The sequence below is a fragment of the Brevibacillus brevis NBRC 100599 genome, from assembly GCF_000010165.1.
Taxonomy (GTDB): Bacteria; Bacillota; Bacilli; order Brevibacillales; family Brevibacillaceae; genus Brevibacillus; species Brevibacillus brevis_D.
The window spans coordinates 3,378,263-3,396,006 of record NC_012491.1; the positions used below are offsets into that span (position 1 = coordinate 3,378,263).

Genomic DNA, 17,744 nt, shown 5'->3' on the forward strand with positions numbered 1-17,744 from the left:
TTAATTCCCCTTCCTTTTATCGATCAGCTCGGCACCCATGTCTACGGAGAGAACTCCCTCCTTGACCTCCCTCAGCAATTCCAGAAGGGATTCATCATCATCGCTTTGATCTTCCATCGATGCAAACTGATCCTGTTTTCTTTGTTCGAGAAAATCCACAAACATGGCAATCGTATAGTAGGAAAACAAATGCGCGACGCTAATCTCGCTATCCACTAGTTTTACAATTTGTGCATGCATTTTAAGCAACAGCAAGGAATTTCCTCCCAGCTGGAAGAAGCTGTCGTGTACCCCCACTTTTTCGATTCCCAAGATTTCTTTCCAGATCGTAACCAGCTGTTCTTCCTTCTCGTTTCGTGGGGCTACATATTCAGCATCGGACGCCTGTTGTTCATCCACTTCAGGCAATAGCTTGCGATTGATCTTGCCCCCTGCTGTCAAAGGCATTTTTTCAATGCTGACAAAAAAGGATGGGATCATGTGATCGGGAAGCCGTTCGCTGAGATAACCGCGCAGGTCACTTGCGGTCAATTCCTCGGCATTTGCCACGTAGTACGCGCACAATCGAGCCTTCTCTTCTTGAAAAAGCACGGCACACTCTTTTACTAGCGGGTGGGACAATAGCACCTCATCAATCTCGCCCAGCTCAATTCTGTGCCCGCGTACTTTTACTTGATGATCGATGCGACCGCAGAACTTGATATTGCCATTCGGCAGATAACGCCCAAGGTCTCCTGTCCGATAAAGCTCTTGATAACCAATTTCCGGATAAGGGTTGTCAACAAAGCTGGCTGCTGTTTTCTCGGGATCGTGCAAGTAACCGTGCCCCAAGCACAAGCCTGTTATATATATCTCCCCTTGATGTCCGGCCGGAACAAGTTTGCGATTTGAATCCAGCAGCAAAATTTTCGTATTGGCTATCGGTTTTCCAATCGGGATCGGTCCCTCATGGGTATGATCGATCTCAAAGTAGATGACACCAATAGACGTCTCCGTCGGACCGTACAGATTCGTGATACGAACGTGGGAAAACCGCTGAAGAAACAGATGCACAGTGTGAGCGGTGATTTCCTCTCCCCCCAAGATCAGGTGGCGAATCGAAGAAAGTGAATCGTGTATGTCCATCCGTGTTTCCATTTGATCCACCAGCAGATTGAACACCGACGGCACAAAGTCCGTAATTGTAATCTGATAGGTTGAAATGGCTTGCAACACTTGATCGAGCGTCATCTCGAATTCAGGAATCGGCAATACCGTACGGCCACCATGCAAGAGCGGCCAGAAGAGTTGCCAGACCGAACTGTCGTAGTGATGGGGAGTCGTCTGGAAAATGGCGTCCTGCTCTGTACAACCGTAGTGTTCATCCATCCAGCGAAACCGATTGAAAATACCGATATGAGGAACGACTGCCCCTTTTGGTTTACCAGTAGAACCAGATGTATAGATCACGTAGATCGGATCGTCCATATCTACCTGGACATTCAAGTCCCCTTCTTCCCGGATATCATCCGCATCAACGATTACAGCACGTGTCCATTGCACGAATGACGGCTCCTGGCGTATTTCTGGTCCGATCAGCGTCACGGGACAATTCAATTCATCCAGTAGCTGCTTTTTCCGTTCGCTTGGACTTTGCACGTCTAGCGGGACAAATGCCGCACCTGTTTTCATCACAGCTAGCAAGGAAATGACCAAATTCAAGCTACGATTCATCAAGACCGGAACATAGCTTCCTCTTCCAATGCCACTTTCCTTCAACATACGTGCAAGGCAATTGGCTTTGCCATTAAGTTGAGCGTAGGTAAGAGTTTTGTTGCCAAACACAGCAGCTGTTAGATGAGGCGTCCGTGCTGCCTGCTCCTCGATCAGTTGATGGATCGGCTTTGGAGTAGGATGAGCAACATCCGTCTGGTTGCGGGTGTACAACAGATCTGTCCGCTCTGCTTCTGTCAACATTTCGATTGTGTGAACGAAGCGTTTAGGATCGACGACGACTTCACGAAGAATTTGTTGATAATGGCTGATCATTCGTTCGATGACAGCCTCTTTGAACTGCTCGCCCTTATACCGTACGCGTCCGGTAATTCCAGCTTCTGTTTGCTTGCATGCGAATACTATTTGTAGGGACAGGCCTTCTAAAGCAGTAATATCTTGCATGTTTTCTAGTACGAAGGCTGTATCCAGCAGTGCCATCCGATCCGTGTCGGGTAGATCAAGCCATTGCATCATTTGCGAAAACGGATAGTTCTGATGCTCCATTGCCTCTTTGACTAGCTGCTTACCCTCTTTCGCCACTTCTGCAAAAGTAGCTTCTTGATGCATCCGTACACGCAGCGGCAGCACCCGATTCCAAGCGTTAGGGGGAAGCGGATTCTGAAAAACGGGCGTGAGAATGATCATGTCGTCTGTCTGCTTATACCGATTCAGCATGATTTGAAACGTCGACAGAAGGAACAGGTAGAGCTTCATCGGATGATGATCGCAATGGGCCGCAACGGCAGCGTTCAAATCATCTGGAAAGACAAACGATATTTCTTTTGTCTCCTCCTCCCCATCGCCTTCCTTCTCCGTTCCTTCGGTTGGAAGGAGGGAGAGCGTCCACTCCCCCTGTAACTTCTCTTGCCAGTACTGCTCCTCCCGGCTAAATTTCCGACTGGTTAGCAGAATGTTTTGCGAAATAGTAGTCTCCATATGCCCTCCCCCTCTTACTCACCGCTTGCTCTAAAATTCAAAATCCCAATCGACGCCCTGTGCTTGAATAAGGGCTACCTCACGGGTCAATTCAAAGTCTTGCAGGAGGCGCTGCGGATCTTCCATCACCTGCTGCAACAAGCTTTTGAAGTCACTGACAAACTGTTCCATCGTATCTCTTCGGAACAGATCACTGCGGTAATCCAGCTTACATATAAGTCTGTCGAAAACGGGATAAGCCGCCAGATGAAGATCAAGTTTAGCCGTATTGTTTTGCAGTGGATAGTTTTTGACGATCATGTCCTCAAGCTCTAGTTCCCCTTCCGGATTGTCCATGTTTTGCAGGACGAAAATCGTATCAAAAAGGGGTTGACGACCTGTATTTGGCTCAAGACCAAGAGTCTTGACAAACAGATCAATCGGGTAATCCGCTTGTTCAAAAGAGGCTAGCGTATGCTCGCGGACCTCCGCAAGAAACTCGCGATAGGTTTTCTCGCCTTTTGGATAATTGCGGAGGGGAATGGTATTGATAAACATCCCAATGACTTCATCAAACTCTGCAAATTTACGCCCAGCTACAGGAGTGCCGACAACGATATCCTCCTGGCCGCTGTATTTTGCAAGCAATATGTTGTAAACCGACAACAACACCATGTAAAGTGTCGCATGTTCCTGCGTTGCCAGCTCCTGCAACCGCTGCCTCTCCTCTGCCGATACCTCGAACTCAATCGTTGCACCAGGATACGTAAGAGATTCTGGTCTTTCGTAATCAGTCGGAATCGATAGAAGTGGAGCGGGGCTGGTGAACAAGTCTGCCCAATAGTCAGCTTGAAGCTCCCCTGACTCAAGTGCAGATTCCTGCCAAACAGCAAACTCTTTTTGCTGAACTTCCAACGCAGGAAGTGTCACGCCTGCATAGAGACGAACAAAGTCCTCTACGAGAATATCCATGGATACACCGTCTGAAATGATATGATGCATATCGAACAACAATAGATGCTTTTCTGGTGCAATCCTGATTAGCCCCACGCGCAGCAAAGGTGCTTGACGCAAGTCGAATGGCCGTACAAACGTTGCCAGACTGGCCTCCAACTGCTCTTCACTTGCTTCGCTCACTTCCAAACGGAAGACTAACGAATCATGTACAATTTGAACGACTTGCCCATCTCTATAATCAAACGAGGTACGAAGAGATTCATGGCGGTCAAGTAATCCTTGAAACGCATGTTCTACCTTTTCCCGGCTCAACTCGCCCTCGATGAAGCGAGCAGCCGTAATGTGAAGGCTTGTGTCAGCCGGGTTTAACTGCTGAAGAATAAAGAACTTTCGCTGGGCAGCCGTAACAGGATAGTACGATCTGGCTTCGACTGAGAATCGTCTTTTCATAATCGTCTTGTCTGATCCATCAATCACGTTTCCAAGCTCCTGAATCGTTGGGTGATTAAACATGGTTCGCAGTGGAAGCTGTACGCCAAACTGCTGTGCAACCTGCGCAGCCACCGCGTTGATTTTTAACGAGTGCCCCCCGAGAGCGAAGAAATTGTCCCGAGTGCTGATTGTGTTTGGATCGAGCTGTAACACATGCGCCCAGATGTGCGTGAGAGCTTTTTCCGTCTCGGTTGTCGCTGACACCAAAATAGATGTGTCTATGCGATCCTGTATGCCAGGCTTCGGCAAAGCTCCTCTATCCACTTTTCCGTTAGGGGTAAGCGGCAATACGTTTTGTTTTACATAGTGCATCGGCACCATGTATTCAGGGAGCACAGTAAACAGATAATCACGCACATCTCGTGCGGAAAATTCCTCTTGGGGAACGACATAGGCACATAAGTACTTTGCACCCGTTTCCTCTGAAAGCGCCAAGACCACTGCATCCTTAACCGCTGGATGTCTGCGCATCACCTGTTCGATCTCACTCAATTCGATTCGGTAACCCCGAATCTTGACTTGATTGTCCATTCTCCCGAAGTACTCAATATATCCGTCCTCCGTGATCCGGCCTACATCACCCGTTCGGTAGAGGACTTGGTAGTCTGGGTCATCTATCCAACTGGCATACGGATTTGCTACAAAGACTTTTTGTGTCCGTTCGTCATCTTTGTAGTAGCCGTAACCAACCCCCGGACCGGCCACACCTATTTCTCCTTTTACGCCTCGCGGGCAGATACACTGATTTTGATCGAGTATGTAAATATGAGTATTCTGGATCGGTATGCCGATGGGAACCACAATCTGCTGATCACTGGGCATTTCCCGAATAATGTGGTGCGTAATATCATCAGATGCTTCCGTTGGCCCGTACATATTCACCAAAGGAATTTCCGAATAGCAGGCAAACCAGCGTCGTACCAGAGGAGCGGGCAACTCCTCTCCTGTGACTGCCATCCACCGCAGATCAGGCAAGCTACGTTCGGAGTCGGGCCATTCTTGAACGAGATCAAGCAGTACGGAGAGCAGAGACGGTACCACCTCCGCGACGGTGACGTGGTTGGAACGGAGTACGTTATGAAGAGCCTGCGTATCCATTACCGTCTCTGTATCGATCACCAGTACAGAGCCACCCACCAGCAGAACAGCCAGATATTGCCAAACAGATATGTCGAAGCAAAGAGAAGCTGTTTGTGTGACAAGATCATCCTCGCAGAGCGATAGATCGTTGATTTTAGCAAAAATGTGGTTTATCATTCCGCGATGGTGCACCATTACGCCTTTCGGTTGTCCAGTCGTACCCGATGTGAAGATGATATATGCCAAGTCTGTTCCTGCACTCTCCCGATCGATGTCCTCTCCCGAAAGTGACTCTATTAATTGATCAGATTGACCAAAAACATAGAAATACTTCAGTTCAGGTGAGGATGCTCGAATCGGCTCCAACCCATCTAGCAAGTCAGGCTGAGTGATTAACCCTGCAATCTCGCTCTTCTGCACGATATACAGGATCCGATGCTGCGGATAGTCTGGATCAATCGGTACGTAGGCTCCTCCTGCCTTGAACACGGCAAGAATCGCAACAAGCGTATCCACGTTACGCTTCATATAGATACCGATTTTCGTGCCAGTTCGTAATCCTTGCTGGATAAAATGGCGCGCAAGTCGGTTGGATCGCTCGTTTAATTCCTGATAGGTTAACGTTGATTTTCCGTCCGTCACCGCTTTGCGATGAGGCGTCTTTTTTACCTGCTCCTCAAAGAGGCGATCAAAGCTCTGATCGCGTGGAAAATCAATCCGGTTGTCGTTAAATGAAAGAACTAGCTCCCGTACCTCTGCCTCAGATAAGAACGCTATCTCCGCGATTTTCTGATCTGATTGGGTTACGATAACCTGATAGATTCGGACCAAATGCTCTATCATCCGTTCCATCATGGGGAGTTGGTATCTTTGCCCGACATAACGCACAAGTAATTCGAGCGAGTTCCCCTTTTTAGAAAAGAGGAGCTGCAACTCACTCGAGACCTGTTCCAGGCTGTCCTGATCATGAAGAACGTCCAACAAGCAAGTCGCCTCAAAGAACGGTGTGCTGTTCCCCTGCTGTGGTACTTGCAGTTCCTCGATCAACCGCAAGATTGGGTAGTTCTGATGTTCCACAGCGGTTTTTAAGGTCTGCCGAACTTCTTGCAGTAGCTCCTTAATGCTCCATTCCGGGAGTACCTGATGACGCAAAGGCAGCACTTTATTCAAGAACTCACCCGGCTCTGTTTGACGAAAGATAGCCGTTCCAACGCATATGTCCTGATGTCCCGTGTATTTGGACAACAGGATGCCAAATCCACTCAGCAAAGCCATGAACAAACGTTGATCCGAGCCATTGCTCAAATGAATCAGCGCCTTGCTCAGCTCGTCCGGAAACACGATGGTCAGCTCACGAAGCTCAGACTGACGCTGAAACGAGGCCCGAGAGTCTGTTGGAAGGTCGAGTGAATGAAACTCTCGAGAGAGGTTCTCCATCCAATAGTCTTTTTCACGATCAAACTGCCCACTGGCCAGCAAGATGTTTTGTGCCGTTATCGTTGTCAAGCCAATCCCTCTTTTCTGTCCGTCATGTATTTCTTAAAAAGCAAAGTCATCGTCGTCCACTTGTCCCTGTGCTACTTGTACTACTCCATGACCGATCTGAAGTTGTCCGATAGTTCGGTTCGGGTGGGCTACCATTTGCTCCAGAAGAATGACAAAGTCTTGAGCCATCCTCTCGATTGTTCTTCTGTGATACAAGTTCGTGTTATATTGCCAATGCATGCATAGGTGATCCTCAGCTTTAACCACTTCCAAAGCTAGATCGAGCATGGCAGCTTTGCGTCTGAACTCGTACGGTGCAAACTCGATTTGATCGAGGCTGACTTTTTGCTGCTCCGCTGCATGATGCAGGGTCAGCATGGCGTCAAACAACGGGTTCCTTGCTGGATCCCGAGTCAATTGAATCTGACTTACGAGTTGATCGAATGGATAGTCTCCATGCTCAAAACCGCTAAGCACGTTTTGGCGTACCTGCCCGATATACTCTTCGACGGTCAATTCTTTCTTCGGCCAGTTTCGCAAGGCCAAGGTGTTAACAAACATTCCGACAACAGGGGCAAACTCCGCACGTTGTCTACCATCCATATCGCAGCCGACGACGATGTCTTCCTGATTGCTGTATTTCGATAACAAAACAGAATAGACAGCCAACAGAAGCATGTAGAGCGTCGTAGAACTCTGACGGGTAAACGCGTCGAGCTTTTCCACCCAATCTCTAGACAGCTCAGTCAACAACTCGTCTCCATCAAATGTCATGGTTTGTGGGCGAGGATAATCGGTCGGGATTGCCAGCGGTTGCGGCTGCTTGGAAAATGCCTCCAACCAGTAGGCTTCATGCTCGGCCCAACCGATCTCGGCAGCTTGTTCTGATTGCCACCAAGCGAACTCCTTGGCCTGTACCGACAATTCCGGCAACACCTGTCCTTGGTAGAGATAACAAAATTCCTCAAGCAAGATGGACTTGGAAATGCCATCTGAAATGATATGATGCATGTCGAAAATCAACAGATGGTCTTCTGATGAGAGCTTAATTAAGCCGATACGAAGTAAAGGAGCTTGCTTTAAATCGAATGGCTTGAAAAAGCTTTCGATTGTCTTTTCCACAGCTTCCTCGTCTGCTTGCCATGTCTCGATCTCTATAGACAGGTCACTGTGTACTTTTTGCTTCACCTGACCTTCCATCAGATGAAACGAGGTGCGTAGGGCCTCATGTCGTGCGACGAGTTGTTCTGCAACCTCTTGGAGACGCCCTGAATCAAGGGAACCGGTGATCCGCATAACTCCCGGTGTATGATAGCTGGTAGCATCTTCTTCCAACTGCCACAACAGGTAAAGCCGCTCTTGGGCACGTGTGACAGGGTAATATTCCTGTTTAGAAAGCATGACAATCGGTTTTTGCTCCATCTCTTGGAGATTGCCTGTGATCCGATTCGCCAAACCACGAATCGTTGGAGCATCAAACAGGTCACGCATGGAAAGCTTCACTTGAAAGTCACTTTCAATCCTGGATAAAAGCTGAATGGCCTTGAGCGAATGTCCTCCCTGACCGACAAAGTGATCAAGTACACCAGGGGATGGAAGCTGTAAGACATCCGCCCACAACTCAGCCAGCTTTTGTTCGATAGGATTTGCTGGAGGTACGTATTCACTGTTGGCACTTGGCTTTACAGCAGGCAAAGCTTTACGATCGATTTTTCCATGCGGGGTAAGCGGCATCTCCGACAATTCCATAAAGTAACTCGGGATCATATATTCAGGGAGCCACTCCTGCAGGTGCGCGCGAAGCTCATCCGGCTGAACACCGTCCATTTGCACAACATAGTAGCAAGCCAGCTCGGTTAGCCCCATTTGATCAGCCATAGCCAAAACAGCTACTTGATTTACAGCGGGATGCTGAAGGACGGCGCGTTCAACTTCTTTTAGTTCCACACGATAGCCGCGCACTTGAACCTGATCGTCCATCCGCCCCAGATATTCAAAAACTCCCGTTTCACTGAGCAAGCCGACATCTCCAGTACGGTACAGGCGCTCGCCGGTAATGGGATGATACGTAAAAGCTTTCTCAGTCAAATCAGGCTTGCCCAAATATCCATCGGTGATGCCAATTCCTCCGATACAAATCTCGCCCTTGACATCAGGGGGACAAATTTCCCCCGTCTGACCAAGGATGAACATATGCGTATTGGCAATAGGAACACCAATAGGGATTCTGAGCGTTTCTTCAGCAGGCTGTTCTGTGCAAAGAAAGACGGAAGCGTATATCGCTGATTCTGTCATCCCGTAAATATTCGCGATTCGCGCAACACGGAACAGTCGATTCCATTCGCGAACCAGATTAGCGGTCAGAGCTTCTCCTCCATTAAATACCCACTTCAAATTGGGCAATGGATCTGGTTCTTTACGAGAATGCACATGCGCCAGAAACACATTCATCATCGCTGGAACGAACTGCGTGACTGTGATGCGTTGCTCCCGGAGCCAGTCATACAACGCTCCCGGATCTTTTCCGTCTTCCTCTTTCAAAATAGACAGCTTTGATCCAACCATCAGCGGCCAAAACAATTCCCACACCGAATCCGTAAAAGAAATCGAGGTTTTTTGGGCAACAACGTCTGTTTCGCTTAACGGAAAAGTCTCCTCCAGCCAAAACAACGTATTCAAGACCTGTTTGTGCGTAATCATGACGCCCTTCGGTGCACCGGTCGAACCAGATGTGTAGATGACATACGCAACATCATCCTCTGAACCTGCCGGAGCTATCGCCTCATCCTTTTGGCGGCGAATGTCGGACGCTGTATAGACCTTGTATCCTTCGTGCTGGAAGGAAGTCTCGTCCATACAAATGATCGTTTCGATGCTGTCAGGTAGATCCGGGATAATTTCATCCAGATAGATGGATTCTGTTACAAGCACCTTGCAGCGGCTATCCTGCAAAAGATACCGAATTCTAGCTCGGGGATAATGCGGATCAACCGGGACGTATCCCCCACCCGCTTGCAGGATGGCAAGAACTCCCGCTACCATACGGGAGCTCCTGTCTGCGAGAATTCCTACGAGTTGCGAAGGAACCACACCCGCATCTTTTAGGATACGGGCTAGCTGGTTTGCTTCCGCGTGTAGTTCTGCGTATGTTCTTTCTCGATCCGCCTCTACCACAGCGACTCTATCAGGCGTTTTTTCTGCTTGCCGGGCGAACAGTTCAGCGATTGTCACTTTGTTGCGATAAGGTTTGTCTGTCTGATTGACTCGAGTTAACAAGTTCGCTTCATCATCAGTGAGCAGGTTAAACTCATTCAGATCCAGATCGAGCTGCATACGTCCATTCATTGCGACTCTTCCCCTTTTTAGGTGGTGGTGAAAAATTCCCGCAAACGGTTAATTCCCTCGTTATACTTCGCGGCAGAGTACGAGAGGCGCAGTGTGTTCGGGATACCAAAGTCAGAACCCGGTACAGTCGCCACATGTGTAGCTTCGAAAATTTGTGTAGCCAACTCAAGCGAGGTGCTAATGCCTTTTCTCTTCATAAAGGCTTCGCAATCAAGCGTGAAGTAGAAGCTGCCTCTCGCTGGCAGAGCACGGACATCGGGTACATTTTGGAAAGCGTCTATCGTGTAGTCCCGACGACCTTTATACAGTTGGACTAAATGATCAACTTCATGCTGGTAATCAAGCGCAGCCATTGCCCCGAATTGTACGACCGGGTCAGCTGTGAGCAGTGTGTGGTGCTGAATGACCGTCAGTGGTTGCACCAGCTCATCTGGTACGATCGCGTATCCGACACGTCTGCTATACATCCGATACGCTTTGGAAAACGCATCCGTTGTGATGAAGGTAGACTTGGTATTTTTCAGCTGCATCACGGATTCGCACTCGTCATCGAAGTAAGTGTTCGCATAAATCTCGTCATTGATAATAGCCGCACGGCCGTCTACGATGCTGTCGATCGTATACAATTCCTCTCTTGTAAGAATATTTCCCAACGGGTTACCTGGCGTGTTGATCACGACCACTTTCGTCTTGTCTGTGAAATTCTCTTTGAAAGAATCCACATCAAGTCTCAATGTATCCATATCAATTTTGTAGTAACGAACTTTCGCACCGACTAAGAGCGCGCAGAAATGGTAAAGCGAGTAGTACGGAAGTGGCAGCAACACTTCATCACCCTCTTTAAGCAAGAGGTAGAACAGGTTTCGGAAGAGTGTGCTCGTACCGACACTGATCACGAAATTTTCCGGCTTGATTGTCACATCGTATTTTGTTTGATAGTGGGTCGCGAGCTTATCTTTCAGCTCAGGCAGACCACCTGGATATACGAGCGAATATTTTTCAAAGCTGTTCAACGCCTGTTGCATGGAATTGATAATTTCTGGATGCAGCGGCATTTCTGACTTTCCGAGAGTCATGCGGATCGCTTCTCCACCGTTTCTCTCAAGCTCATTTGCCATCTGGTCCAGTACAAACATCAAAAAGCGCTCGTCGTGAAAATTAATTGAGGATCTGATTTCCATATTCTCCTACCCCTTTTACTTTATTTTGGATTTTTCTGCTAACATTTTTAGGATTTTCACATAGCGATCCGAAAGCGATTCAACATATGCCGTCTGAAGCATGGCTGGATCAAAGGTAAAAACGACATGGATACCTTCCGAAGTTTCTGCTACTTGGAGAACTAATGGGCTTCCGGCCATCTCTGGCTCGACTGAGCGTTTGACTTCACGTTTCCAAACAGTTGGCTGAGCTTTGAACGGAATCGTCTGGTTGACAAAAAGTGTCGGCCATTCCATGTTCGTCGTCGCTTGCCAGTGCTCTGACGGATACAACGCGAGCCCTTGCATCCGGGCACGTACTTGCTTCGTTTGATCCAATAATTGTGAAAACGAACTGATCGTCTGCATATCGATCGTGAGCGGTACGATGTTGTCAAAGTTGCCAAACGAATGTTCCAGCACATCTTGTGTCCGATTCGTCGTCACTACCCCAAGCGTCAAACTAGACAATTGGGTGACCTGTCGAAGCAACAGCAGGTAGGAAGCAAGTAAGATGTCTCCCAGCTCCTGATTGGACTGAGCAGCTACATGCAGTAAATCAGCGTGACTTGTCGGGTCGATATACTGCTCGACTTGTCGCTTCGCTACCCCTCCTGTACCAAAGGGTTGAGCAGAATGTAGATTTGCTGCTGCCAACCACTCGTGGCGCTCGGCCTCGAGATGTCCGTAATAAAGCATTTTTTTCTGCCAAACAGCGAATGCTTCTTCGTAGTGAGGCTGTTCTTCCGTAGAAGGTTCATGCCCTTCTGCGATCATCTGATACAGAGCCTCCCATTCCTCTAGGAGGAGTCCGATACCTCTCCAATCACTAATGGAGCTGTGAAGACTTCCAATCAACCGATAGTGATCAGCAGCCAGCTTTACCAGTTCAAATCGAGCCAAACTTCCTGCATGATGTTCAAACGGTCTCTTCTGCTCGGCAATCAATCGATCCCGCAACCATACCGTTGCCTCTGCCTCGCTTTTCTCCTGTAAATCCCAAAACGCAAGTGGAATCGGTTTGGATAAGCCTTGTGGCAACAGCTGTGGAAAACGTCGCACGAGTGCTTGCCACGCTTGCTTCATATATGACGGTTCGATTCTGCTTCGAAGCTCGATGTCAAAACATCTGACAGCCACAATCCCCTCTTCTTGTTCCTGCTTCAGCAAACGTTCCTGAACGAAGGAATAGATGGGCGTAGCTTCCGAATGAAACTCGCCTAGAATCGGCTTAGGTCTTTCGGCGGCTGATTTCCCGTCGGTTAAAAGTAGGTAGGGGGCATCTGTCAGGAGCAGATTACGTCCTACCCGGTCTGCAAAAGAAACGGGGATATCACACGCAATCAGTGTATCGATCCGTTCAGTCAGATTCGCTACCCTGTCCTCTATTTGGTAAACACCACAACCATTTTTCATGAGCGCCCGTTGTTCTTGCAAGTGTTCCATAAGAGGCTCGACTAATTGGATACTGCTCTCACTCGCTTTGCCCAGTGTGATGATACTCGCTTGCGATTGCCGATCCAGATATTTCTCGTGAACACGGTAGCCTAGGAACATAAAGAACGACAGTGCCTGATCAGCATCTGGCGTAAGCAAACGGACAACAGACCGCTGATCGCTGCTTTGCCATTCGTCAAGCTTCATATCCTCGCTCTCTACAAGTTCAATCAAGCCTACCGATTCCAGAAAGAGAAAGGCAACGAGTCTATGATTGAAAAGCACCGCTGGCTTAGGAGCGCTGACCAAATCGTATTTGAATCCAAAATCGACTAACCTTTTCAAAAAATGATTAATATTGGAAATAGAATAACATAGATGGTATGGTCCCGTCCCCTTCTCTTCCAACAAACGAACGCAAGGTGAGGTTTCATCGACTGGCGCAATCAGCTCGATTGGTACACTTCCCGGTTTCATGCACATCGAGAGATACACGTTCTGTTCTGGATCTTGCAGGGAATCGCTCGCATCAAACCCTAGAGTGCCATACATGATTTGAGCCGGACCCAGTTCTGGAACGGCAACTCCGACATGATGAAGGCGGTTCATCATGCCCTCTTTTTCGGTTTGGTGATGTACGATGTCAACATCATCCAATCGCTGCTGCGGATGCTTCAGAAGCGCTGCGAGTACACGCAAATAGTTGTCAGCAAAGCCTTCCATAGTCTCCGCTTTAAACAACTGGGTATCGTATTCCAGCACGCATCTGAATTGATCAGTGAGTGGTGTAATATCCAGCTTAAAGTCAAGCTTCGATGTTTTGGATTCATGCGGAACCTCTTCAAACTGCACGTCACCCAATGTAAACCTGACTTCTTGCTCCCGTTGGTTATGGAAGATCAGCATCGTATCAAACAATGGATTTTGCGTTTGCTGGATGCCTGTAGCGCTACGAGCAACGATTTCTTCAAACGGATACTCCTGATGTTCATAAGCCAGGAACAGACTGCGCTGAACCTCTTGTACAAAATCGGTATACACGAGTTCGGCACGAGGACGATTGCGAATCGGAAGGAAGTTGATAAAGACACCGACAATTCGCTCCAAATCGGGATGGTTTCGTCCAGCTACCAGTGAACCGACAACGAAATCTTCCTGAGACGTGTATTTCATCAACAACACGTAATATGCCGACATCAAAACAGCATGGACAGTCACTTCGTTCTGCTTGGCAAACGCGTGCAAATCACCGTACGTAGAATCAGTAATGAAGAACGTATGGTGATCGCCCTGGAATGTCTTAACAGCGGGACGCGGGTAATCCAGTGGAAAAGCCATAAGCGGGACTCGGTCGCTAAAGGTGTCCACCCAATATTTTTCCTGCTGATTCCACTGCTCGCTCCCCCGCTTCTGCCACTGCCAGTCGGAGTAGTCCTTGTATTGAATAGGCAGTGCAGGCAGCTCTTCACCCACGTACACTCTAGCGAAGTCTTCCATTAATACATTCAGTGAAATGCCATCCAAAATAATATGATGAGAGTTGAACAGCAGGTAATGCTGAGTGGCTGTGACCTCGACTAGGCAAACCTGAAGGAGAGGGGCTTTCGTCAAATCAAAAGATTGCCGGAAGTCCTCCATTACTTCGTCCAATGTCCTGCCATCGCTATGCATCGTTTGAATCTCAAATGGCACATGGTCGCTGATGTACTGATACACTTCCCCATCCTGTACTGTAAACGAAGTACGGAATGCTTCATGCCTTTGGATGATTTCCTTAAATACACGTTTCACTCGACTTACATCCAAATGACCGTTTACCGCGATGACACCCGACATGTTGTAGCTGGTGCTTTCCCCTTCTATTCCATGCATCACGAAAATTCGTTTTTGGGAAGAAGAAGCCCTGTATCTCTCAGCTTGACTGACCCGATCAATCGGCGTGTAAGATATCGCCTGTCTACCTCTGATGCGATCAGCCAATTGTCGAATGGTCGGGTTCTGGAATACATCCTTGATTGTGATGTCCGTTTTTCTCTCTTTTTGCAATCTGGTCACTAGTTGAGCAGCCTTCAGCGAGTGGCCTCCTAGCGAGAAAAAATGATCGTGCACGCTTACTTTTTCGACTGCCAAAAGTTCTCGCCATATCTGTGCCAATTGCTGCTCAAGTTCATCTGCCGGGGCCTCTTCCTTTCCCGAGCGATACTGCGTGTAATCCAGACGTTGCAAGGCAGTCTTGTCTACTTTTCCACTCTGAGTCCGAGGCAAGGCATCAAGATGGACGAAAAAGGCAGGTAGCATGTAGTCAGGCAGATAAGTCAGCACTGCTTCTCTCAGAACGTGTTCCTCAATCGGATGCATCGCGGCCAAGCATGCAACCAGATAAGGATCGCGCTTTGACTCCTGAATAGCCACTACCGCTGCTTCCCGGACACCAGGCTGACGGCGCAGGACAGCTTCAATTTCCTCCAATTCAACGCGGTTGCCACGAATCTTGATTTGGAAATCCTTGCGGCCAAAATATTGCAGATGTCCTTCATCCGTCCAGCAAGCCAAGTCTCCTGTACGATAAAGCCTGCCATACGGGGTCAGGATATAGGACGCTCTGGTTTTTTCCTCGTCAGCGATGTAACCTTCCGTTACTCCCATCCCGCCAACGTACATTTCCCCTATTACCCCTTTGGGCAACAGGTGAAAATCTTGGTCCAGAAGAAAAACACGAACGTTGTAACTCGGATGTCCAATCGGAAGCGGGTTTTCAAAAGGCCCTTGTCGCGGTACACAATACCCGGATGCCGAGATACTATTTTCCGTCGGACCATACAAGTTGTACATCTGCGCTTGAGGTAAAAGGGCTGTATGTCGTTCCACTAACGAAGAAGATAACATCTCTCCTGTACACAACACTTTTTGAATCGAATCCAGCGATCCATCAGCCGCGTGGTCAAGCAAAGCGTGATACATCGTAGGGACAACGAGTATCGCGTTTGCTTGTTGGCTCTCGATGGCAGCCGCAAGCTTTTGCGGGGATTTGTTTTCATGTCGCTGCAACAAGCAAAGGGTCCCACCGCTGATGAGTGTGCAGAAAATCTCGACAACCGATGCGTCAAAAGTCAATGTGGCGATCTGCAACGTTCTCGTCTGCTCTCCGAACCCAACAAATTCAATGTGCCACCAAAGAGCGTTGATTAATTGATCATGCTTTACACGCACACCTTTTGGCGTACCTGTTGAACCAGAAGTAAAGATGGCGTATGCGGTACTCGAAGGCGTCGCTTTTCGCTGTGGTATTTGCGTTAATTCCTGTGCCCAGCAAGCTGGTTCATCCAGACGAAACACCCTTGTTTGCAAGTCAGCAACGAGTTCCAGATAGCTGCCCTCTGTCACGATCAGACTAGGCTGAATCTGGCTTACGATCTGTTCCATTCGCGCTTTTGGCAAGTCTGGATCAAGTGGGACATAGTAACACCCAGCTTTGAGGATAGCTAGCAGTGCAGTAATCATTTCAGGGGAACGATCACACATGATAACTATCGGTCTACCTGCATCTGTCACCTCCTTTTGCAGAGCGCAAGACAGGCGATTGGCTTGCTCTTGTAGCTCCTTGTAGGTCACTGTCCGCTTTCCTTGTACAAGCGCAACTGCATCCGGTGTTTTTTCTGCCGCTTGATCAATCAACTCGTGCACGCAGTAGTTACTCGGAACTGGTACGACTTTCATCTGTTCCTCAATCATCTCGTGCCGCTCATAATCACTGAGCAAGGTAAGGTCACGAATTTCTTGATCTGGATCAGCCGCAATCTGCTCGAGAAGGCTCTGATAGTGAAGCGCCAGGCGTTCGATTTCCTTTGCTTGAAACTTCCATGCCTGGTAGTTGACATGGACTGTCCATTCATCACCTGGTGTTACTTCCAGCACCAATGGATAGTCGGTTGTTTCATGCGAGGTAATATTTTCCAGCTCGAAATCAAGTTCCAATCCGGCCAGCGTCTTGTCGATCGGATAGTTTTGGAAAACGAACAAACTATGCGCCAAAGGGGTTTGTACGTCCATCTCTGAGCAGTTTTTCAACTCAACTGCTGGCACGTACAAGTGCGGGGCCATCTGGTGCTGCTCTTCCATCATGACACCCAGCAGATCTTTGACTGTTGTCGTTTCTGTCCGTTTGACCCGGAACGGATACGTCTTGATGAAGAGGCCGACGATTTCCTCTACTCCGGTGAGATGGGCAGGACGTCCGGCGTAGGCAACTTCAAAAAGAGCATCCCGCGTATCGCTGTATTTTTGCAGCAAAATACCCCATGCGGCTTGCAACAATGTGCTGATTGTCACGCGGTAACGCTTGGATGTTTCCTCTAGTGTCTCCGTCAGCGTTCGACTAAGCCGAAGATGATAAGAAGAATACTTCCGCTCTTCGTTACGATCCCGCATATAGGGAAGCGGTGTAGGCGAGCTAATTCCTTGTAAGGAATCTTTCCAATACGATAAGGAATGTTCTTTCGATGCTTCTTTGAGAAAACGCAGATACTCCTTATATTTCGCCTTTTGTTTGATTGCAGGGGACAGCCCCGAGCACAATTGTCCATATGCCGTAAATATCTCTCTTAGGAGAATGCCAGAGCTCCATCCATCCATGAGAATGTGATGAAATGACCATATGACTTCATAACGATACAACTCCATCCTTACTACTTGGATGCGAATGGTATTGCCCAACTCAAGCGTAAAAGGTGTTTGCTTGTCCTGTGACAGCAAGGCAGACAGTTTTCTTTCACGCGCTCCGGACGGTAACTCGCTCCAATCGAAATAAGGAATCTCCAATGTCTTTTGCTTGAGAATGAGCTGGACAGGGGCTTGAAGCCCCTCCCAGCGAAAAACCGTACGAAGCATTTCATTGGCCTCAAACGCCATCGAAACAGCCTGCGTAAACAACTCCAGCTGAAACTTGCCACGAAGGGTTAGTCGATGCTGTTCGAAATACAGATTGGAATCCTTTTGGAGTCGATAGTAAAACAGCATACCCTCCTGCGTTGGACTTAACGGCAAAATGTCAGCTATATTGTTTTTGTCGATCTTGTTCAT

5 protein-coding genes are annotated in these 17,744 nt (G+C 48.3%); all 5 read right to left on the reverse strand.

Annotated elements, in window-relative coordinates; all coding sequences use genetic code 11:
- From edeJ to edeN, 5 genes are read right to left on the reverse strand one after another with little or no spacing between them, the layout of a single operon-like run.
- Entirely contained in the window at positions 1-2,691 is a 2,691-nt protein-coding gene (edeJ, locus tag BBR47_RS16120) for an edeine non-ribosomal peptide synthetase EdeJ (RefSeq protein ID WP_015891488.1), read from the reverse strand.
- 30 nt (positions 2,692-2,721) lie between these two features.
- The gene (edeK, locus tag BBR47_RS16125) at positions 2,722-6,705 is read right to left on the reverse strand and encodes an edeine non-ribosomal peptide synthetase EdeK (RefSeq protein WP_015891489.1); all 3,984 of its coding nucleotides are present in this window, start codon (positions 6,703-6,705) and stop codon (positions 2,722-2,724) included.
- A gap of 33 nt (positions 6,706-6,738) precedes the next feature.
- On the reverse strand, positions 6,739-10,029 hold the full coding sequence (gene edeL, locus BBR47_RS16130) for an edeine non-ribosomal peptide synthetase EdeL (protein WP_015891490.1): 3,291 nt from the start codon (positions 10,027-10,029) through the stop codon (positions 6,739-6,741).
- Positions 10,030-10,046: 17 nt separating this feature from the next.
- Positions 10,047-11,210, reverse strand: a complete 1,164-nt coding sequence (locus tag BBR47_RS16135; RefSeq protein ID WP_015891491.1) for a pyridoxal phosphate-dependent aminotransferase — start codon at positions 11,208-11,210, stop codon at positions 10,047-10,049.
- 15 nt (positions 11,211-11,225) lie between these two features.
- Positions 11,226-17,744 carry an edeine non-ribosomal peptide synthetase EdeN gene (gene edeN / locus BBR47_RS16140; protein WP_041749466.1) on the reverse strand — a complete coding sequence of 2,173 codons (6,519 nt, stop codon included), beginning with the start codon at positions 17,742-17,744 and terminating at the stop codon, positions 11,226-11,228.